Origin of the sequence: Silvimonas soli (assembly GCF_030035605.1) — a bacterium.
Taxonomy (GTDB): Bacteria; Pseudomonadota; Gammaproteobacteria; order Burkholderiales; family Chitinibacteraceae; genus Silvimonas; species Silvimonas soli.
The window spans coordinates 3,962,813-3,983,278 of the sequence record NZ_CP106736.1 but is presented as its reverse complement, the minus strand read 5'-3'; the positions used below and the strand labels follow the sequence as shown (position 1 = coordinate 3,983,278).

At 57.6% G+C, this 20,466-nt stretch carries 16 protein-coding genes; 11 read left to right on the top strand and 5 right to left on the bottom strand.

Going from position 1 to position 20,466, the window contains the following annotated elements; all coding sequences use genetic code 11:
* Nucleotides 1-17: 17 nt before the first annotated feature.
* Complete coding sequence (locus N7220_RS18175) at nt 18-2,396, top strand: autotransporter family protein (RefSeq protein ID WP_283148942.1); 2,379 nt, start codon at nt 18-20, stop codon at nt 2,394-2,396.
* A 15-nt stretch (nt 2,397-2,411) separates the two neighbouring features.
* Here the strand turns inward: N7220_RS18175 and N7220_RS18170 are convergent, their stop codons facing one another.
* The gene (locus N7220_RS18170; RefSeq protein WP_283148941.1) at nt 2,412-3,356 is read right to left on the bottom strand and encodes an NAD-dependent epimerase/dehydratase family protein; all 945 of its coding nucleotides are present in this window, start codon (nt 3,354-3,356) and stop codon (nt 2,412-2,414) included.
* A gap of 142 nt (nt 3,357-3,498) precedes the next feature.
* Here N7220_RS18170 and N7220_RS18165 point away from each other — a divergent pair, with 142 nt between their 5' ends.
* The gene (locus N7220_RS18165) at nt 3,499-4,080 is read left to right on the top strand and encodes a TetR/AcrR family transcriptional regulator (protein WP_283148940.1); all 582 of its coding nucleotides are present in this window, start codon (nt 3,499-3,501) and stop codon (nt 4,078-4,080) included.
* A gap of 93 nt (nt 4,081-4,173) precedes the next feature.
* Nucleotides 4,174-4,662, top strand: a complete 489-nt coding sequence (locus tag N7220_RS18160) for an AtaL-like protein (RefSeq protein ID WP_283148939.1) — start codon at nt 4,174-4,176, stop codon at nt 4,660-4,662.
* A 256-nt stretch (nt 4,663-4,918) separates the two neighbouring features.
* On the opposite strand, the gene N7220_RS18155 is transcribed toward N7220_RS18160, so the two are convergent.
* A complete protein-coding gene (locus N7220_RS18155; protein WP_283148938.1) occupies nt 4,919-5,803 on the bottom strand; it encodes an NAD(P)-dependent oxidoreductase in 885 nt (294 codons plus the stop codon).
* Nucleotides 5,804-5,817: 14 nt separating this feature from the next.
* Nucleotides 5,818-6,912, bottom strand: a complete 1,095-nt coding sequence (locus N7220_RS18150) for an NADH:flavin oxidoreductase/NADH oxidase (RefSeq protein WP_283148937.1) — start codon at nt 6,910-6,912, stop codon at nt 5,818-5,820.
* A gap of 296 nt (nt 6,913-7,208) precedes the next feature.
* Between N7220_RS18150 and rquA the strand changes: the two genes are divergently transcribed.
* The 6 genes from rquA to yjfF all read left to right on the top strand — a co-directional run bounded on the left by rquA (nt 7,209) and on the right by yjfF (nt 15,291).
* A complete protein-coding gene (gene rquA, locus N7220_RS18145; protein WP_283148936.1) occupies nt 7,209-7,949 on the top strand; it encodes a rhodoquinone biosynthesis methyltransferase RquA in 741 nt (246 codons plus the stop codon).
* A gap of 281 nt (nt 7,950-8,230) precedes the next feature.
* Complete coding sequence (locus N7220_RS18140; RefSeq protein WP_283148935.1) at nt 8,231-10,000, top strand: DEAD/DEAH box helicase; 1,770 nt, start codon at nt 8,231-8,233, stop codon at nt 9,998-10,000.
* Between the two features lie 483 nt (nt 10,001-10,483).
* Nucleotides 10,484-11,449 (top strand): ABC transporter substrate-binding protein, encoded by a 966-nt coding sequence (locus N7220_RS18135; protein ID WP_283148934.1) that lies wholly within the window; start codon nt 10,484-10,486, stop codon nt 11,447-11,449.
* A gap of 136 nt (nt 11,450-11,585) precedes the next feature.
* On the top strand, nt 11,586-13,124 hold the full coding sequence (locus tag N7220_RS18130; RefSeq protein ID WP_283148933.1) for a sugar ABC transporter ATP-binding protein: 1,539 nt from the start codon (nt 11,586-11,588) through the stop codon (nt 13,122-13,124).
* Nucleotides 13,121-14,203, top strand: a complete 1,083-nt coding sequence (locus N7220_RS18125; RefSeq protein WP_283148932.1) for an ABC transporter permease — start codon at nt 13,121-13,123, stop codon at nt 14,201-14,203. The genes N7220_RS18130 and N7220_RS18125 overlap by 4 nt, the downstream gene beginning before the upstream one ends.
* On the top strand, nt 14,200-15,291 hold the full coding sequence (gene yjfF / locus N7220_RS18120) for a galactofuranose ABC transporter, permease protein YjfF (RefSeq protein ID WP_283148931.1): 1,092 nt from the start codon (nt 14,200-14,202) through the stop codon (nt 15,289-15,291). Before N7220_RS18125 ends, yjfF begins: the two co-directional genes overlap by 4 nt.
* Before the next feature lie 4 nt (nt 15,292-15,295).
* Here the strand turns inward: yjfF and N7220_RS18115 are convergent, their stop codons facing one another.
* Entirely contained in the window at nt 15,296-16,387 is a 1,092-nt protein-coding gene (locus N7220_RS18115; protein WP_283148930.1) for a hypothetical protein, read from the bottom strand.
* A gap of 128 nt (nt 16,388-16,515) precedes the next feature.
* Nucleotides 16,516-17,598, bottom strand: a complete 1,083-nt coding sequence (locus N7220_RS18110; protein ID WP_283148929.1) for a LacI family DNA-binding transcriptional regulator — start codon at nt 17,596-17,598, stop codon at nt 16,516-16,518.
* A gap of 276 nt (nt 17,599-17,874) precedes the next feature.
* Between N7220_RS18110 and N7220_RS18105 the strand changes: the two genes are divergently transcribed.
* Both N7220_RS18105 and N7220_RS18100 read left to right on the top strand, forming a co-directional pair.
* The gene (locus tag N7220_RS18105) at nt 17,875-18,813 is read left to right on the top strand and encodes an ABC transporter substrate-binding protein (protein WP_283148928.1); all 939 of its coding nucleotides are present in this window, start codon (nt 17,875-17,877) and stop codon (nt 18,811-18,813) included.
* Between the two features lie 120 nt (nt 18,814-18,933).
* Nucleotides 18,934-20,448, top strand: a complete 1,515-nt coding sequence (locus N7220_RS18100; RefSeq protein WP_283148927.1) for a sugar ABC transporter ATP-binding protein — start codon at nt 18,934-18,936, stop codon at nt 20,446-20,448.
* Nucleotides 20,449-20,466: the final 18 nt, after the last annotated feature.

The following is a 20,466-nucleotide window of genomic DNA, read 5'->3' as shown; positions in this document are numbered from 1 at the left end:
GCACAATCACTGGCAGGATGGGGATTGTTTCCAACGGTGCCTACGCGATCACGATCGAAAATGACGGCACAATATCAACCACGGGCAGGGCACTCTGGTTCTTTGGCGGAGGCATTTACTCGCTGCTCAACACAGCGACCGGAGTAATTACCGGGGGTAATGCCAGCGATGCCACTGCGCTGTTTACCGCCGCAGCCCAAAGCCTGATGATCAATTATGGCCTGATTCAAAACCCTACAACCGGTAACGCCATTCAGTCCAGCGCTGATCAGAACATCCTCGTCAATGCCGGGAGTATTTCTGCAGGCGGTACCGCCATGTTACTGGCCGGGAATGGCAATAGCGTATACAACCTGGGCGCTTTATCGGGTGCCACTGCCCTGCAGTTCACCGGGGATAACAACACTGTCGTGCTGGGCTCGCATGTGTCTTTCCCCACTTTGGGTATTGATGTAACGGGTCGAGGTTCGCGCGTCACCGGCAATCTGGTCAGTATCGGCAACAATAACACCGTGCAATTGACCGATTTTGGAACCGAAAATGCCCCCATTTCGGGGTTTGATCATTTGATCATGAATGGTGAGGCATGGACTTTGTCTGGCCCCGTCACCTTGGGGGCAAGCTCGCTTGACGCATTGCATGTGCAAAGCGGTACATTGCAGCTCGTTAGTACGTTGCAAGGTTCCGGTACCCGGATTGACCCTGGTGCCACGCTATTGATTGGCGCAGCAGCAAGACCACAGGCAACTTTGAACAGCCCGTTGGGAATCATCAACAACGGCACTTTGGGCGGTTATGGCCAAATCAATGCAAATGTGACCAATCAGGGACACATCGACGTGGCAGATGCAGCGCCCGCACTGGATGTCGAGGGACGCGGTGCACTCACGCTGACTGGTTTACTGACTAATAACGGCACCATAAATCTGCGTGGACAAACGCCAGGCAATCAACTGCATCTAATTGGCAGTTTGAACGGTCAGGGATCTTTGCTGTTGAATACAGCGTTGGGCGGCGACAGTTCTGCCTCTGACCAACTGGTGTTGGACGGTGCTCAAGGCATCGCGCTGGCGACCGGTCAGACCTCAGTCCGTGTCAGTAACGTCGGTGGAACCGGAGATATCACACGGCAGGGTATTCTGGTTGTTGCACTGCAAAATGGTGCAGCGTCGGCAACCACTTCATTTGCACTGGCTGGGCGCGCCGTGGCCGGGTTGTATGAATATGGCCTGGTGCACGATCCATTCACTGAACAGTGGTATCTACAATCTACGGTCACTCCGCCAGCCCCGCCACCGACTCCCGCGCCAACACCGGCGCCTGCACCAACTCCCGCGCCAACGCCAACACCTGTGCCGCCACCAACTCCAGCACCAACCCCTGTGCCAGCGCCCGCTCCTGCGCCCATACCGCCAGTACCTGGTCTTACGCCGCGCTATCGACCAGAAATCGGCTCCTATATCGGCAACGCTTATGCCGCAGCCACCCTTTTCAACCACGATTTGCATGATCGTCTGAACAATGTCGGCTGCAATACCGCGGACAATGCCGTGACCGGCGCAGGTAATGACCGCTGTTCCAGCTGGATCAGGCTGGAAGGTGCCCGCAGCAATGCCAGCGCGGTGCAAAACCAGGTGCAATTCCAATCGCACCAGTGGCTGATCCATGGCGGTACAGAGTTGGCTGATCGGGCTACCAGTGCCACCGGACAATTGCACCTCGGTGTCATGGCTGGGTACGGGCACGTTGACACCTGGGCTCAAGCAAACGGCAACCCTAATCGCGCCACGGGCAGCCTGGATAATTACGCAGCCGGGCTTTACGGGACGTGGTTCCAGAATGACACGGATCGCCAGGGTGCTTATGTTGATAGCTGGTTACTTTATGGCTGGCAACGCAACCAGATCAGTGCCGATTATTTGTCTACGCAGAATTACAACTCCGGTGCCGCCACCGTCTCGATTGAAAGCGGCTATACACTGAACCCGTTCGATAATCCGCAAGCCTCGGTCACTCCGTTCGCCCAAGTCATCTGGAACCGCTACTTTGGCGGTGACGTGTTTGAAAAAGACACCAACACCCACGTGAACACCGGCGATCCGCGAGGCTTCAGCAGCCGGCTGGGGGTGCGTCTGGGTGGGGTTAATCCGCTCACTCCAGCCGGGTCACCCTCCCCTTTTATAAGCCTTGACTGGCGTCATGGGTGGGGCGAAACCACGCTGACCATGAACAATCGGAGCGTCACGCTGGATCGAGCCAGCAACCAGGTGGGTGTCAAAGCGGGCCTCAACCAGAACCTGACCGCGCAATGGACACTGAATCTGCAACTGGGCGCATTGTATGGTGACGATGAAAAACAGCTTTCTGCCCAAGCCGGGCTGCGCTACCAATTCTAAAGTGCGGACCCAGCTTCAGCTTCTGGTCATTGCCTGCACAGTCAGCCGGATACCATCCTGATATGAGGTCTTGTGCAGTGGCCCAATCAAGGCCTGCAATGCGCTGTCGTCCATGATGACCGGTTGTGTTTGCAGATAATGCATTTCCACCAGTTCGCGCATGAACGGGTTGAACCAGCCCATTACCCGTAAGGCGGTTTTACCGATCGCCCGGGTACGTAGCTTGTGGCCTGCGGTGGCAAAAATCTGTTCCGCCATCGCCCGTTGGCTGGTGACGCCGGCCCCGGCAAAATGCCAGACTCGGCCAAAGGCTTGGGGTTCAGCGATCAGTTTCAGCACTACCGGGCCGACGTCGGGGACGAACACAAATTCGTGGTCGGTTTCAATCGGGCCGATCATGTCGGCGGTTTTACCTGCAACGGCCGCTTTGAACACGCCATCCAGCAAGCTCTTGTCGACGCCCGGGCCGTAAAAGTCCGGCAAACGTAGCACGGTGCCCTGAATGCGCCCGGCTGCGTGCGCGGCCAATAACAGGTCTTCCTGCGCTTTACGGTGTGCACCTTTAACCGAGTTTGGTTGGCGTGGATGATCCTCGCGCACACGTTCGGTTTGCGGCAGACCGTATGGATACACCGTACCAATCAGCACGAAGTGTTTGACGCCAGCGCGAATTGCCGCTTCCACCGTGCGCCCCAGCAGAACTGGATGCAGTTCAAATTGCCAGTAGTTGACGCCAACCATGTACACCACGGTATCGATGCCTTGCAGCGCGGCTTCAATGGATTGTTCGTTGTCTGGATTCCAGGTCATCAGTTCAGCATTGCGATCGGCGCCAAACTGTTGCTGCAAAGCAGGTTGCGAGCGGGCAATAGCACGCCACGGCCGCCCTTCTATCTGCAAGGCGTGGGCGATGCTGTTGCCAATGGCGCCAGTGGCACCGACCAATGCGATTTTTTCCATATTTTGCCATCTCCGTGAACGTATGTAAATTTACTAAACGGTGTTTACTGAACATCGTTCATTTTATATTGACGCTTCAAGTCGTCAAGTCCAAAATTGCGGTATGGCTATTTCCGACCGAAAAGAACGACAGAAGGCAGAATTGCGTGAGCTCATTCTGCAAGCCGCACTCGATATCGTGGTGCGTGAGGGCTTTGCTGAGCTGAGCATGCGCAAAATCGCCGATGCGATTGAATACTCTCCCGCCACGCTCTATCTGCATTTCGAGAGCCGGGACGCGATCGCCTACCAGTTATGTACGCGTGGTTATGCTGAATTCGCACGTGAACTGCTGCCTGCGGTGGCTACCGAATCCGAGCCGGTGGCACAGTTGCGGGTGCTCAGTGAGGGCTATATACAGTTTGGGCTGGATCACCCGGAGACTTACCGGCTGATCTTCATGACCAAACCTGAATACGCCAACGCCGTCACCGAAGGCAACGATGAAGAGAGCGCGGGCATGCAAGTGTTTATGGCGCTAATCAATGCGTTTGAGGCGCTGCGCGCATCCGGCAAGCTGGCCAGTGCCTTGCCCAGCCAGGCGCTGGCCGAGTTGTTGTGGGCGGGTTTACATGGGGTTGTCAGCCTGAAACTCACCTGCCCGCTTTTTACCAGTGCCACGGCCCAGGAACAGGGCCAACAAATGCTGGACGCCCAGCTGCATGGTTTGCTCAAACCCGCCTGAGCCTATAATTGACTCAATATTTGATAAAACACGATTGAAGCAGCGCGCAGCAACATCGCGCTGGCCCGATCACCAAGGCCAAAGGAGCTACTTGTGCATTTTGAACATCTGGTCCAGATCAACGACCCGCTGAACCCGCTGCTGACGCCGCTAAGCGCGCAACAGGTATGGCAAGCGTTGCTGTGGCGCGCCGAGAAACCGCAAGACTTTCAGGATGACGTGTCTGAAGTGAAAATCCACGAGCGCGGCGACGATTACATGGTGCGCTCGTTCCGGCTGGGCAATCTGCATGTGCGCGACAATATCGAGTGGGATGAAGGCCGCACTATTCATTTTCATACCCAGCCCAATGACGAACACAACGGCGGCATTCTGACCATCGCCATAGAAACGCCAGATGAAGCGCAGTTATTTGTACGCTTCACCTACAACACCCCGCTGGCCGATACCGTGGCGGCAGGAAGCGATGACGCCAGCGATGCGTATTTCTCGTCCTATGTGAAGTCGGCTTACCACGAGGCTGATATCGATACCGTACGCCGCATTCGTGAACTGGCTGCCCAGGGCTCGCTGGGGCATTGAGCGTTGGGCCAGTTCATCCTCCGGCAGGCGGGTTACTCCTTGGCTTTTTAGTATCTGACACCCGGTTGCCGATGTTTCAGCCAGAGAGAAAACCAGCAACCCAAGCACCGTAGCCCGGATGCAGCGGAGCGAGAATCCGGGGTAACAATACGTCAACGGATCAACTGCATTGGAGCCCGCCACGATTGCATCCCGGATGCTCGCCTTCGGCCTCATCCGGGCTACGAGTCGGCCCTCACCGATGATCTGACTCCGGTCAATCCGACAAACCCGCATCCTGCCGCGACAAGCTGGCAATCGCCGACCAATCTGCGCCAGCCAAGCCTTGCGCATTGGCTCGCACAAAACGATCCCGCACGATGCTGGCAAACGGCAGCGGCACATTCAACCCTTCTGCCGCCTGCAGCACCAGCCGGTTGTCTTTCTGGCCCAAGGGCAAGGCAAAGCCTGGGTTGAGATAACCCGCGTTGGCAATCAACGCGCCGTAAACCTGATAGACCGGTGCGGCGAAGATGGAACCGGTGAGCACTTCGATCAGTTTTTCTGGCGCTACCCCGGCTTTTTCAGCCAGCGCGGTCCCTTCACCCAAGCCTTCAATCACACAACTGATCAAGAAGTTACCAATCAGTTTGACCAACGCAGCCTGCTGCGGCTGATCGCCAATCTCGAACAACTTCTGGCCGATGCATTCCAGCGCCGGGCGCACAGCGGTGATGTGTTCCGGCTTGCCCGATGCCACCACAAACAGCTTGGCCGCAGCAGCGGCGTCGGGGCGACCAAACACCGGTGAGGCGACCAATGCTTTGCCTTGCGCCGCATGTTCTTGCGCCAGTTGCTCCACCAAAGCCGGGCTGACCGTACTCAAAGAGACATGGACCGCGCCTGCCGCCAATCCGGCCAACAGGCCATTGTCTCCGCGCGTTACCGCCAGCAAGGCAGCATCATCGGCCACCATCGTCAGCACGGCATCCTGGCCCTGCGCCAGTTCACGCGGGGTATCGGCCCAGCGTGCGCCCTGTGCCAACAACGCGTCTGCTTTGTCTTTACTGCGGTTGTAGACCGTCAGCGAATGGCCGCCGCGCAGCAGACTGCCGCCAATGCCCACGCCCATATTGCCCAAACCAATCAGCCCGATTTTCATGATATAGACCTCGCTTAACGTGGAGTTCGAGTGGTTGAGCCCTTGGGCGCGGCACGCAGATATTGTTCCGGCCATGATGTCGTGGTGTGCAAAGCCGTCGCAGCGTGCAATGGCCAGTAGGGTTCACGCAGCAATTCACGCGCCAGCAACACCAGGTCAGCCTGGCCAGTGCGGATAATATGGTCGGCCTGGGCGGGTTCCAGAATCATGCCCACCGTGCCGGTGGCAATGCCCGCTTCGCGGCGGATCTGGTCAGCAAAGCGGGTCTGATAGCCCGGGCCAACCGGAATCGGCGCTACAGGCACGGTGCCGCCGCTGGAGACATCGATCAGATCAACGCCCTCTTCTTTGAGCCAGCGCGATATCACCACACTTTCATCGGCCCTCCAGCCGCCTTCAACCCAGTCAGTGGCAGAAATCCGCACGAACAACGGCAGATCGTCCGGCAGGGCCGCCCTTACCGCGCGGCTCACATCCAGCAGCAAACGGGCGCGGTTTTCCAGGCTACCGCCGTACTGGTCGGTGCGCAGATTGGAAAGTGGCGAGAGAAACTGATGCAGCAGGTAACCGTGCGCGGCGTGGACTTCTACCACTTTGAAACCGGCCGCAACGGCACGATGCGTTGCCGCCACAAAACCGGCGACCACCTTGTCTATCCCGGCCTGATCCAGCGCATGCGGTTGCGGGTATTCAGGCGAAAACGCAATGGCGGATGGCGCAACCACATTGGCCCAGCCGCCTTCAGCTTCTGATACCGCGCCCGAACCGCGCCATGGCGAAAAAGTGCTCGCTTTGCGGCCTGCGTGCGCCAGCTGAATGCCCGGCACGCTGCCTTGTTCGCTGATAAAGCGGGTAATGCGTGCCAGCGGTGCAATTTGTTCATCATTCCACAGCCCCAGATCTTCCGGGCTGATGCGCCCTTCCGGCGCGATGGCAGTTGCTTCAAAAATAATCAGTCCAGCTCCGCCCACCGCTCTGCTGCCCAGATGCACCAGGTGCCAGTCATTGGCCAAGCCATCGACCGCTGAGTATTCGCACATGGGCGAAACCACAATGCGGTTGGGGAGTTCAAGACCGCGCAACTGATACGGGGCAAACAAATGACTCATGGTGTTCTCCGGTCCGGATGATGGGTTGTTCTACAATCAAGTCGCAAAGTCTACCAATAGACCAATCAGTCTAGTCAAGCAATTTTCAGGCATAACCACAGACCGATCGCATAGCTTGATCCAGATATTCCCTTGGCATTGTAGTGAGCGGTCTTCACAACGCCAGACAAACGGCTATTGGCTTGGCACTTTGCACATCTGGAGCCAACAAATTGGCCGTTTCTGCGTCAACGCAAATTCCATTGTCGTAACCGCCCTTAGTATTTTCGAGATTTTGACAATACAGGAGTGTGACAATGCCGCCAGATACCGCCAGCGCAACCCTTGCTGCTCAAGAAAATCAAGAAAACCAGCACGAGAACCTCGATTACGCCGGTGTGCCCGATTACATGATCGAGGTATATGACTGGGCTTACGTAAATCCGGATCATGTCAAAAAACTTGATCACAACTGGGTAGTGCGCACGCTGCTGTTTGGTAACGATCAGCGCCTGATGCGGGCTTACCTTAAAGAACTCGAGCCCGGTATGAAGGTGTGGCAAGTGGCTCATGTTTATGGTGACCTTGTACAACGCGCGGCGGCCAAGGTTGGCGCCAAAGGCACATTCCACCTCACAGACGTCACCCCCGCCCAGGTTCGCCACGGCAGCGCCAAACTGGCTGACATGCGCTGGGCCCACGTCTGCCAGGCCGATGCCGCCACATTTGCCAGCGATACGCGTTATGACGTGGTCTGCAGTTTCTTCCTGCTGCATGAAGTCCCTGAAGCCAAAAAACACGCCATCGTTGATCACATGCTGGCCAAAGTACCGGTAGGCGGAAAGGCCATCTTTGTGGACTATCACCGCCCTGCCGCGTGGCAGCCCATCGGCTGGTTGCTGCGGGCAGTGAACGCCTGGCTGGAACCGTTTGCACACGCCTTGTGGCAACGGCAGATTCCCGAATATGCACGGTATTCCGGCGATTTTTGCTGGACCAAAAAGACCTTCTTCGGCGGCGTGTATCAATGCACCATCGCCACTCGCCCTGCAAAATGATGTAACCGCGTTGGCAAAACACTCGACGCCAGCCAACGCATGCGTATAATGTGCCGGGCGTAGTTGGTTGCCCGGAGCATTACTATCCGCCAGCAACTTGCGCTAAAGCGCGCACCGTCCTGTTGAGTACAACTCGCCTCACCGGCACCCGCTCCAGGAACCCACGGAACTACGCAGAGCGCATCCAGTCTTCGCTGTTCCCACACACGACATTCCTGTATCCGCCAACGGACTGGAGCTGCATTTGCAGCAATGGCCGATACACGCTCTGGAGTTAATTAATGACTTTTTCCGCTTTAGGTCTTGCGGACGAACTTGTGCGTGCCGTATCCGATCTTGGTTATACGGAACCCACACCGATTCAAACACAGGCTATCCCAGCCATTCTCGCCGGCAAGGATGTCATGGCCGGAGCTCAAACCGGCACAGGCAAAACCGCTGGTTTCACGCTTCCCATTCTGCAATTGCTCAGCGCCAGCCCGATCACGGTCAAGCGCGGCGAGCATGCTCCGATTCGCGCACTGGTGCTGACACCAACGCGTGAACTGGCAGCGCAAGTTGAAGAAAGCGTGCGTGAATACGGCAAATATGCCGGGCATAAATCGCTCGCCATGTTCGGTGGTGTCAGCATCAACCCGCAAATCAAGGCACTGAAAGGTCGCGTTGATATTCTGGTTGCCACGCCCGGCCGTCTGCTGGATCACCTGTCGCAAGGCACGGTTGATCTGTCGCGGGTGGAAATCCTGGTACTGGACGAAGCCGACCGCATGCTGGACATGGGTTTTATCCATGACATCAAGAAAGTACTGGCACTGTTGCCAACCAAACGGCAGAACCTGTTGTTCTCGGCCACGTATTCGGACGAAATCAAACAACTGGCCGACAACTTGCTGAACAGCCCGGTGCTGATCGAAGTTGCCCGCCGCAATGCCACTGTTGAAGCCATCACCCAGAAGATCGTGCTGGTGGATCGCGAAAAGAAACGCCATTTGCTGGCGCATCTGATCAAAGAACACAACTGGTTCCAGGTGCTGGTGTTCACCCGCACCAAGCATGGCGCCAACCGGCTGGCCGAACAACTGACCAAAGAAGAAATTCCTTCTCTGGCCATTCACGGCAACAAGAGCCAGTCTGCCCGTACCCGCGCCTTGACCGAGTTCAAGTCCGGCACGTTGCAGGTACTCGTTGCTACCGATATTGCCGCACGCGGCATTGATATCGAAGAACTGCCACACGTGATCAACTTCGAGCTGCCGATGGTTGCCGAAGATTACGTGCACCGCATCGGTCGTACGGGTCGTGCTGGCGCGCAAGGCGAAGCCTTGTCGCTGGTGTGTATCGATGAAATGCGCCTGCTGGCCGATATCGAAAAGCTGATCAAACGTGCTCTGCCACGCGAGATCGTGCCGACATTTGAACCCGATCCTAACGCCAAGCCCGAGCCGATTGAATCGGGTCGACGTGGCCGCCAGCAGCAAGGACAAGGCCAGGGTCGTGGTGGCCGCAGCCAACAACCACGTCGAGATCGCCCGCAACGCGCCCCGGCAGCGGAAGGCGGCGAAGCCCGTCCACCGCGCGAACCAGGCGAAGGTCGTTCGGCTGATGGTCGCCCGCCACGCCAGGATCAAAACCGCAATCGCAACCAGAAGCCACGCCCGCAAGGTGATGGCGCTACCGGTGGTCGTGGTCAAGGCCAGGCGGCTGACGGTCAACGCCGTCAGGGACAAGGCCAGGGTCAGGGTCAGAATCCAGGTCGTCGCCAAGGTCAGGGCCAGGGTCAAGGTGCCGCAGCGAATGGTCAAGCTGGCGCTCGCCGCAATGACCGCCCACAACAACCTCGTACTGGCGGCACTGGTGAAGGTCGCGACGGCGGCAACCGTGGCAACAGCCAACGCGGTGATCGCAGCAGCACCGCCAGCACCGGCCAGAAGATGGATAAATCGCAACGCGAAGCCATCTTGCGCGGTGATGCGCAACCGGTCTCCAACGAGAACACACCGGTGTCGGCCTGGTTTGACCAGCCGCGTCGCTCGCACGGCCGTCATCGCTAAGACCAGACTTGTACCTTTGAGCAGTACCAAAAACGCCCGCCATGTCGGGCGTTTTTTTATGCCTTTTCAGCAGCAAATTCCCCCAATTTTGCCAGTTTTTCGCCCCTGAACCAGCGCGCTTGCAGCGTCACTTCGGCCGCCTGACCACTCATTTCGGCGGTCTCACGCCAACCGTTTGATCCATCTCTCACTTTTTGGCGCGCATGGATGCGCAACCGTTTTGTCGCCCTGCTCTGGCGTATTCGTCCATCCGCCAAATCACCGTTTTTGCTGCAATGCCAATAACTGCGTCATTTTCATCGGTAAGCAACGCCCCATGGCAGTGCACATTTGTCCTGTTTTGTGCATAGCTTCAGCCGAAAATTACATTGGTATGAATGCTAGCCTGGCGCAGGATTTTACAGGCTTTGAAATCATGAAAGCCTGATCCGGCCGCACCAAGAAAGTGCCGGCAAAACAATCCATTAGAAGGAGTCGAAGATTATGCAAAAGTCGAGCAGAAAGATTCTGGCCGCGGTCATGGTCGCTGCCGGGCTGATGGTGTGTGGCTCGCTAGCCCATGCCGCAGACAAGCTGGTACTGGGGTTTGCCCAGGTGGGTGCAGAAAGTGAATGGCGCACCGCCAACACCGAATCCATCAAGAGCAGCGCCAAAGATGCAGGCGTAGACCTTAAGTTCTCGGATGCCCAGCAAAAGCAGGAAAACCAGATCAAGGCGATTCGCTCTTACATTGCGCAAAAAGTGGATGTTATTGCTTTCTCGCCGGTGGTGGAATCGGGCTGGGAGCCAGTATTGCGTGAAGCCAAAGCCGCCAAGATTCCGGTCATCCTGACCGACCGTGCAGTCAAAGTATCAGACGACTCGCTCTACACCGCGTTCATTGGTTCGGACTTCCTGGAAGAAGGCCGCCGTGGTGGCCGTTGGCTGGAAGATCACTACAAAGGCGCACAAGGCCCGATCAATATCGCAGAACTGCAAGGCACAGTGGGTTCGGCACCGGCCATTGATCGGCACAACGGCTTGATTGAAATCATCAAGAGCGATGACCGCTTCAAGATCATTGCCAGCCAGAGCGGCGATTTCACTCGTGCCGGTGGCAAGCAAGTGATGGAAGCTTTCCTCAAGTCTTATGGCAAGCAAATCCAGGTGGTCTATTCGCACAATGACGATATGTCGATTGGCGCGATTCAAGCCATTGAAGAAGCCGGTCTGAAGCCAGGCAAAGACATCATCATTGTGTCGTTTGATGCGACCAAGGGCGGCTTCCAGGCCATGATGGCTGGCAAGATGAATGTCTCTGTGGAATGCAGCCCGTTGCTCGGACCACAACTGATGGATACCGCCAAGCTGGTTGCTGCCGGCAAGTCGGTTCCGAAACGCATCGTCACCAAAGAAACGGTCTTCCCGATGGAAACCGCAGCTGCGGCCTTCCCGTCACGCAAGTATTAAGTTGAGTTGAAAGTCACGGCGGGGCGTCGTCAAGCGGCGCCCTGCCGTAACTGGCCCTTCCTGTTCTCCTGACAAGAACAACGCCAGCCCCGAACCGACATTCAACCAAAGGCTTGCGCCACAAGGACCGAGATCCATGAATGCCATTGCCAGTTCCCCGCCTCGCCGCCCCAATAGCGAGGCCATTTTGCATATGAGCGGGATAGAAAAGCGCTTTCCCGGCGTGCATGCCTTGAAGCAGGTTGAGTTTCGCCTGTTCGCGGGCGAAATTCATACCCTGATGGGCCAGAACGGCGCAGGTAAATCCACGCTGATCAAAGTGCTCACCGGCGTCCACCCCGCTGAAGCGGGCGAAATTGTATTTGACGGCCAAACCGTGAAGCTTGATTCACCTGAGGCGGCGGAATCCGTCGGTATCCGCACCGTGTACCAGGAAGTGAACCTCTGCCCCAATCTGTCGGTGGCCGAGAACATCTACATTGGCCGCTTTGTACGCAAGGCGGGCAAGATTGACTGGGCGACGCTCAATCGCAACGCGCAGGCGCTGCTGGCCACACTGTCGCTGGATCTGGATGTCACCCGCGCGCTCGATACCTACCCTATCGCCATTCAGCAAATGGTGGCCATCGCCCGCGCCCTGAGTGTCGATGCCAAAGTGCTGATTCTGGACGAACCAACCTCCAGCCTGGATGAAGACGAAGTCCAGAAACTGTTTGCCTTGCTGCGCCAGCTACGCTCACGCGGCATGGCCATTTTGTTTGTCACCCACTTTCTGGAACAGACCTACGCTATTTCTGATCGCATCACCGTGCTGCGCAATGGCGAGCGCGAAGGCGAATATCTCGCTGCCGAACTGCCACGCCTGAGTCTGATTCACAAAATGGTTGGCCGCGAGATTGATCTGGAACACCTGAACAAGCCGCAGTGGGCCGAAACCGAACCCGGCGCAACCTTCATTGCAGCCCAAGGCGTGAGTCATCGCGGCAGCATGCAGGCGCTGGACCTGGATATTCGTGCCGGTGAGGTCCTTGGACTGGGCGGATTGCTGGGATCGGGCCGCACTGAAACCGCCCGCCTGCTGTTTGGCGTGGATAAATGCGAAAGCGGCGCGCTCAGTGTGGGCGGCCATGAAACACGTTTCAGCTCACCACGCGATGCCATCCGCCACGGCATCGGCTACTGCCCGGAAGATCGCAAGAACGAAGGCATCATTGCTGATCTGTCCGTGCGCGAAAACATCATTCTGGCGCTACAGGCGCGGCGCGGTTTGTTTCACTATCTGCCGCGTAAACGTCAGGACGCCATTGCCGCGCAGTACATCCAACATCTGGGCATCAAGACACCCAATGCTGAACAACCCATTGGCTTGCTCTCTGGCGGCAACCAGCAAAAAGCCCTGCTGGCGCGCTGGTTGGCGACCGACCCGAAAATGCTGATTCTGGATGAACCCACCCGTGGCATCGATGTCGCCGCCAAACTCGAAATCATGGATCAGGTCCTGGCGTTGTGCCGCAAAGGACTGGCGATTCTGTTTATTTCATCCGAGATGAGCGAGGTGGTGCGCGTCAGCAACCGCATTGCTGTGCTGCGTGACCGGCGCAAAGTGGGCGAACTGCCCGCAGGCCAGACCGATGAACACGCGGTATTTCACATGATTGCCGGAGGCGAACAATGACCGATACGACCCTAACGTCGTGGCCAGCGCGCATCCGCTCGCTGCGCCAGACGCTGACGCGACACCCGCTGTTTCTGCCAGTACTAACACTGTTGGTACTGCTGCTGGTTAACCGCGCCTTCAACGCGCACTTTTTTCACGTGGAGAACAAAGACGGCCATCTGTTTGGCAGCCTGATCGACATTCTCAACCGCGCTTCGCCACTGGCGCTGGTGGCGCTGGGCATGACGCCGGTGATCGCCACGCGCGGGGTCGATGTCTCGGTCGGCGCGGTGGTGGCCATTTGCGCGGCCACGGCGGCCGTGCTGATTGGCGGCAATATGCAGATCGTTAACGGCGTGGAGACCTACGTATCCAACGTGCCGCTGGCGGTAGCCATTATCGCGGCGCTGGCGGTCGGCTTGCTCTGCGGGCTGTGGAATGGCGCGCTGGTGTCGGTGGTGGGCATGCAGCCTATCATCGCCACACTGATTTTGATGGTGGCTGGGCGCGGCATTGCGCAATTGCTGACGTCAGGCCAGATCATCACCATTTATTACCAGCCATATTTCTTCCTCGGTGCGGGTTTTCTGTTTGGTTTGCCGTTTGCACTCTATATCGTGGCGGCGGTGGGCTTGCTGCTGTGGTTTCTCACCAAGCGCACGGCATTGGGCTTGTTTATTACCGCCATCGGCATCAACCCCACGGCATCGCATTTCGCCGGGATCAAAGCCCGCGCCATTACCCTGTGCGTTTACGGTTTTTCTGGCTTGATGGCCGGTGCGGCCGGGCTGGTGATTAGCGCCAATGTCAAAAGCGCAGATGGCAACAACGCCGGTTTGTTGATGGAGCTGGACGCCATCCTGGCGGTAACGTTGGGCGGTACATCGCTGGCCGGTGGGCGCTTCAGTCTGGTGGGTTCGCTGATTGGGGCGTTGATCATCCAGACGCTCACCTACACCACGTATTCGATTGGCGTTCCGCCCGAAGCCAATCTGGTGGTCAAGGCCATAGTCGTGTTTGTGGTGTGCGTGGTGCAGTCCGAGCCGGTGCGGCGACTGATTATCCGTGACCCGTCATGGCAAGGAGCAATGCGATGAGCACCTTTGCCAAAAGCTGGTTGCGCACTGACCGGCTGACCGATGTTCGCACCCTGCCGTTGCTAATCACACTCGGGCTGTTTCTGCTGATGTTTGCCTATGGCTCGGTGGCCTATCGCGGGTTTTTCTCACTACAAGTGTTTTTCAACCTGTTCATTGATAACGCCTTTTTACTGATTGTCGCCATCGGCATGACGTTTGTGGTGATCAGCGGCGGCATCGATTTGTCAGTAGGCGGACTGGTGGCGGTGACCACCATGATTTCCGCCACGCTGGTGCAATCGCATCACTGGCCGATCTGGGTGGTCACGCCGCTGGTTCTGGCCATTGGCGCAGCGTTTGGTGCGTTTCAGGGTGTGCTGATCCAGTATTTCCGGCTGCAGCCCTTTATCGTCACGCTGGGCGGTTTGTTCCTCACGCGCGGGCTGTGCTTTCTGATCAATATCGAGTCGATCACCATCAGCGATCCGGCCTATACGGCGGTGTCTGAATTCCGGTTGCATCTGCCCGGCGCAGACCTGTCGGCCAATGTGCTGATCGCCACGGCGACATTTGTGGCAGCGCTGTGGCTGGCGCATTACAGCGAGTTTGGCCGGGTGGTGTACGCCATCGGTGGCAGCGAACGCTCTGCCCTGTTGATGGGTCTGCCGGTCGCGCGCACCAAAGTGCTGGTGTACACGTTGTCAGGGTTTTGCGCGGCGCTGGGCGGGGTGACATTTACTTTTTACATGCTGTCTGGCTACGGCTTGCACGCGCAGGGCATGGAACTGGATGCCATCGCCGCTACCGTCATCGGCGGCACGCTGCTCACGGGCGGCGTTGGTTATGTCACCGGCACGCTGTTTGGCGTACTGATACTGGGCGTGATCCAGACCTTGATCACCTTTGATGGCACGCTCAGTTCGTGGTGGACCCGCATTGTCATTGGCGCTTTGCTCTGCGCTTTCTGCGTCATGCAGCGACTGCTGGAACGCCACACCGCCGCTCGCCGCACTGCGCACAGTAACGTCCGCAAAGTTGCAGCGCCGCCGACAACGCCAGTGGCTGCCGAAGCCGCCATCCCGCTGCAGCAAGGCAGCGCGCGCTAATGCGTTAATTGGTCAGCAACTTCAGCGACAGCACCGTCTGCGCAGTGTAGGCGGTGCCGTCGATATAGTTGTCGCCAACAATGCGCTCCAGCGAAATCGACGGCATCACCGATGGGCGCGATCCATCCTTGTTTGGTGCCAGCGAATAATCCACGCCAAAGCGGCTTAAGCGCGAGAAGCGCCTATTCAGGCCAGGCGTGCTTTCCAGGTCTTTGGCGGCCAGGAATGAGGCGTGAAAGCGCAGCCGCCACAGCCAGCCACCCGGATAATAATCTCCCGAGACCCCAGCGTAACCGCCCATGGCGGTACCGGTCTCGTCACCTTTGACCACGCGCGCCAGGTGGTCCACATACACGCCGCCCAAGGGGTAAACAAACCACGAAGCGCGATCCGGGCTGTAGGGTTTACCGATCACCAACCAGCCCGGCAGGATCAGTCGCGTATCAAACGCCACGCCCTGTGATTGCGTGTGGTTTTGCGAATCCTGTTTGATATTGATGTTGGCCGAGCTGCCCAAAGCAAACCCGTCCTGCCTGGCATCGAACAGCGTTCCCGCCGCGCCCAGTTGCGCCCCACGCGTGTTGTAGGGGTTGTCAGACTCGGTATTCATGTTGATCCACAGCGCCGAATACCAGCGCCAGCCCCAATCCGTGAGCGTTTGCGGCAGAAAATTTTTGCCCAGCCGCCAGGTCAACCCCGCCTGGGCGAGCGAGGATGAATTCTCGGAGCCATGGGTTATCGCCAGTACCGCCGGGTTAGTGGCATTGGGGCCCGGGCCGTCGCGCAGCGCAAAGTCATTCCAGAAATGATGAGCGGATGCCGCGGCGGCGTCGGAGGCCGCAAGTGCACCCGGTTTGGCGGGATTCGCACTGGCGACGGCGCTGGCCGTGGCATTGCTGCTTGTCGCCGCAGGTTGAGTCGCTTGCGCAGCATTGAGCGCATCAGCGGGGATGTCTTGCGGGGCATTGTCCGGACGGCCAAAGAATTCATCGTAACAAGCCAGGCGCTGCTTGTTATTGGTAATGGATTGGCACGGCGTGGCAAAAATGGGCGACGATGTCACCATAATCGCCGAAGAAAGCAGCAAAATTCGCATAGGCAGATCGGTCAGGCGGCTGATGGAAACATCCGCAGTGACTCAATCGGGACATGAATGTCACCCGATTCTGACAGCAATTGCTTCACAAGTTTGTCAGTGGTGCGACTACAGCGTGTGGGACAGGTTCACGCCGATTCGCGTATCACCAGCCGTCCCGGAAACCGTTGCTGGTAGTACCTTCCCGTCAGCTCACCCGGATCAAGCTGGATAAAGTGCATCGCCGCCTTGCTGATGCGTTCGATATCCTGGTGTACGGTGGTCAGTTGCGGGTCCATGTATTCACAGATATCCAGATCATCATGGCCCGCCAGCAACATGTCTTTGCCCGGATGTTTGCCAAAGCGGCGCAAGGCTTTGGCCGCGCCGAAAGCCACGCGATCGGTCGTGCACATGATGGCGCCCACGCCGGAATCACGCAGGCCACCCTGCCCGCACCAGTTCAGCAATTGCTCGTACGCAAACGCCTCAAATTGCCAGGTGGGCGTATCCAGCATCACCGGAATCACCCTTGGTTTTTCACCGGCCTGCCGCATGGCCGCTTCATAACCGGCCTGGCGCTCGGGACGTGACGGGTTGGCGATTTTGGGCGTACCCAGGTAAGCCGGAATCACATTGCGGCTTAACAGGTAGTTAACCATCAGACCGATACTTTGATGGTTATCGTTCATGACGAAGTGGCAGTTTTCGTCCATGAAGCTATCGAGAAAAACAATGCGCATTTCTTTTTGCAGGCTGGCCAGCAAAGCGCGGTTATCTTCCGATTCAATCGGCGTGAGGATAATGCCGTGCACCTTCATGGCGCGTAATGCCATCAACGCGGCAGCTTCACGGCGAGTGTCGTTGTTGGATGCCTGAATCACAATCTGCAACCCCAAAGCGGCGGCTTCACGCTCCATTAGTTGCAGCACCTTGCCAAAGAACGGCTCGGCAATAAACGGCAGCACCACGCCCACCAGGTTGGAGCGCCCCGTCACCAGACTCACCGCGTGCAAGTCCGGCACATAGTTGAGTTCGCGACACGCACGCTCGATTTTTTCGCGGGTGTCAGGCTTGAGTGTTGCGCTGCCGTTGAAAAATTTGCTGACCGTGGTGCGCGACAAACCGGCCGCAGCAGCCACGTCATTCATGGTGACCACCCCGGCGAATTCATCCGGCGTGGCGACTGTTTCGGTTGGCGGCACGGGTTGCCCGCCTGGGCTATTTGTCATGTGAAATCAATATGAACGCGTGTAAAGGACAGTGTACACAAACCGGCGAAATACTTGCCACAAGCTGCTCTAACGACCGTTTTATTTGTTGTAGTGCACCATTATTAAGTACAAAAAACACCTTATACCGCCCGTCAGCCCATGATTGGTGCATACTCGCCTTTAAAAGTGTACACGTGTACATTTATTTCCAGCGGAAGACAAAACCAATCACCGCACCAATGCCAAAGCAGCTCACAGCAGGCATTTTTCTTCATATGGATCAGGAGTCCGACAATGCGTATTGCCCAACGCCTTATTGTAGCCACGTGTGCAGCTGCATTTGCCATGCCCGTGTTTGCGGCCAAGCCAATCAAATACATTGGCGTCACCGTGGGGGATCTGGCTAACCCGTTCTTCGTCGCTATCGGCAAAGGTGCGGAAGATGAAGCCAAAAAACTGTCTGGCCCCAATGTCAAAGTCACGACCGTTTCCAGCAAGTACGATCTGAATACCCAAGTCGGCCAGATTGAAAACTTCGTCGCCAATAAAGCCGACATGATTATCGTCAACGCGGCTGATCCGAAAGGCATTGCTCCCGCCCTGGAAAAAGCCAAAGCCGCTGGTGTGATCGTGCTGGCCGTGGACGTTGGCGCACAGGGTGCCGACATCACCGTCATGTCAGACAACACCATGGCCGGCACGGAGTCTTGTCGTTTTCTGGCCAAGCAACTGAATGGCAAGGGCAATGTGGTGATCGTGAATGGCCCGCCCGTGACTTCTGTGATCGACCGCGTTGCGGGGTGCAAGAAGCTACTGGCCACTTACCCGGGCATCAAGGTGCTGTCTGACAATCAAGACGCCAAAGGCAGCCGCGACGGTGGCATGCAGGTCATGGCCGACTTGCTGACGGCTCATCCGAAAATTGACGGCGTATTTGCGATTAATGACCCATCTGCGATTGGCGCTGAGCTGGCCATCAAACAGGCTGCCCGCACCGACGTAAAACTGATCGCCTCGGTAGATGGTGCGCCGGACGCTCAAGCCGCATTGAAAGACAAATCCAGCCTGTTTGCGGTTTCCACCGCGCAAGACCCATACAAAATGGCCGAGACCGCCGTGCAAATGGGTTACGACTTGATGAATGGCAAAAAGCCCGCCAAGAACGTGGTGCTGCTGCCTACTCCGGCCATTACCAAAGCCAATATCGCCACCTACCAAGGTTGGGTGAAGTAGGCGACGTGTGAGGAGCCTGGCGTACGGTGCGGACATATTGCCTGCCAGCAACAGTCACCGCACCAGATCAACCCACGCCTCGCTCCTCTCGCTCTCCTTCTCACACCCTGGAGTTCTGCCATGAACGAAATTGTTCTGGAAATGGAGCACATCAGCAAACGTTTCGGCGCCACCAAAGCGCTGAATGACGTTGCGCTGCAAGTGCGCAGTCACGAAGTTCTGGCCTTGATGGGCGAGAACGGCGCGGGCAAAAGCACCTTGATGAAGGTGCTGTCCGGCGTTTACCAACCCGATGCCGGTGAGATCCGCCTTGGCGGGCAAGTGGTCAAACTCAACTCTCCCGGCGATGCCCGCGCGGCCGGGATCAATCTGATTTATCAAGAACTGGCCGTCGCGCCGCACATGACCGTGGCGCAAAACGTGTTTATGGGCAGCGAACCCAAAGGCCGTTTTGGCCGGGTTGATCTGACCACAATGCGCAATCGCACCACCGAGGTATTGGCCTCGCTAGGTGCGCGCTTCAGTGCTGACACGCTGGCGGGCTCATTGGGTATTGCCGACCAGCAGCAGGTGGAAATCGCCCGCTCGCTGATCCACAAAAGCCGCGTACTGATCATGGACGAGCCCACCGCCGCCCTGTCAGACCGCGAAACGGAGCGCCTGTTTGAGGTGATCCGCCGCTTGCGTGCCGATGGCATTGCCATTGTCTATATCAGCCACCGCATGGCTGAGATGACCGAACTGGCTGATCGCGTGGCGGTGATGCGCGATGGCGGCTATGTGGGCACGCTGCTGCGCGCCGAAGCCGTGCCCGAACGCGTGATCCAGATGATGGTCGGCCGCCCGCTCGACGATTTCTACCAGCGCCGCGAAACAGCTGCCCCGGGGCCAGTGCGCCTGGAAGTGCGTAACGTGCGCAGCGGCAAGATCAACGATGCATCGTTTCATGTGTGTTCCGGGGAAGTACTGGGGCTGGCCGGTCTGGTGGGTGCTGGTCGCACTGAACTGGCGCGGATCATTTTTGGCGCTGATCCCATGCTTGCCGGTGAAATCATGGTGGACGGCAAGGCGGCGCAAATCCGCGAACCACTGGACGCAATGAAACTGGGGATTGGCTATCTGCCGGAAGACCGCAAAGGCCAGGGGTTGTTTTTGCAGTTGTCGGCGCTGGCCAACACCACCATGAGCGTACTGCAGCAAAACTCGCGTTTTGGCCTGTTGAACCACAAGGCGCTGCGCAAGCTGACGCAAGACGCCATCAAGCAACTTTCCGTGAAAGTACCAGGGCCGGACGGCATCGTCGGTGGTTTGTCCGGCGGTAACCAGCAAAAACTGTTGCTGGCTCGCTGGCTGGCTATCAAGCCGCGGGTGCTGATTCTGGACGAACCCACACGTGGTGTAGACGTCGGTGCCAAGAGCGAGATCTACCGCATCATCAGCCAACTGGCTGCCAGCGGTGTAGCGGTAGTGGTGATTTCCAGCGAACTACCCGAGGTCATTGGCATTTGTGATCGCGTTGTTGTCATGCGCGAAGGCCATGTAACAGGCGAAGTCACTGGCGCAGCAATCAACCAGGAAACCATCATGACCTACGCCACGCTGGCTGTGCCCGAACGCATTGCCGAACCCGCCTGACGCGCACCGAACACTGAT

Coding starts and splice junctions, on each gene's coding strand:
- N7220_RS18175 (WP_283148942.1), top strand. CDS start 18: ATGGGGATTGTTTCCAACGGTGCCTACGCGATCACGATCGAAAATGAC.
- N7220_RS18170 (WP_283148941.1), bottom strand. CDS start 3,356: ATGGAAAAAATCGCATTGGTCGGTGCCACTGGCGCCATTGGCAACAGC.
- N7220_RS18155 (WP_283148938.1), bottom strand. CDS start 5,803: ATGAAAATCGGGCTGATTGGTTTGGGCAATATGGGCGTGGGCATTGGC.
- N7220_RS18150 (WP_283148937.1), bottom strand. CDS start 6,912: ATGAGTCATTTGTTTGCCCCGTATCAGTTGCGCGGTCTTGAACTCCCC.
- rquA (WP_283148936.1), top strand. CDS start 7,209: ATGCCGCCAGATACCGCCAGCGCAACCCTTGCTGCTCAAGAAAATCAA.
- N7220_RS18140 (WP_283148935.1), top strand. CDS start 8,231: ATGACTTTTTCCGCTTTAGGTCTTGCGGACGAACTTGTGCGTGCCGTA.
- N7220_RS18135 (WP_283148934.1), top strand. CDS start 10,484: ATGCAAAAGTCGAGCAGAAAGATTCTGGCCGCGGTCATGGTCGCTGCC.
- N7220_RS18130 (WP_283148933.1), top strand. CDS start 11,586: ATGAATGCCATTGCCAGTTCCCCGCCTCGCCGCCCCAATAGCGAGGCC.
- N7220_RS18125 (WP_283148932.1), top strand. CDS start 13,121: ATGACCGATACGACCCTAACGTCGTGGCCAGCGCGCATCCGCTCGCTG.
- yjfF (WP_283148931.1), top strand. CDS start 14,200: ATGAGCACCTTTGCCAAAAGCTGGTTGCGCACTGACCGGCTGACCGAT.
- N7220_RS18115 (WP_283148930.1), bottom strand. CDS start 16,387: ATGCGAATTTTGCTGCTTTCTTCGGCGATTATGGTGACATCGTCGCCC.
- N7220_RS18110 (WP_283148929.1), bottom strand. CDS start 17,598: ATGACAAATAGCCCAGGCGGGCAACCCGTGCCGCCAACCGAAACAGTC.
- N7220_RS18105 (WP_283148928.1), top strand. CDS start 17,875: ATGCGTATTGCCCAACGCCTTATTGTAGCCACGTGTGCAGCTGCATTT.
- N7220_RS18100 (WP_283148927.1), top strand. CDS start 18,934: ATGAACGAAATTGTTCTGGAAATGGAGCACATCAGCAAACGTTTCGGC.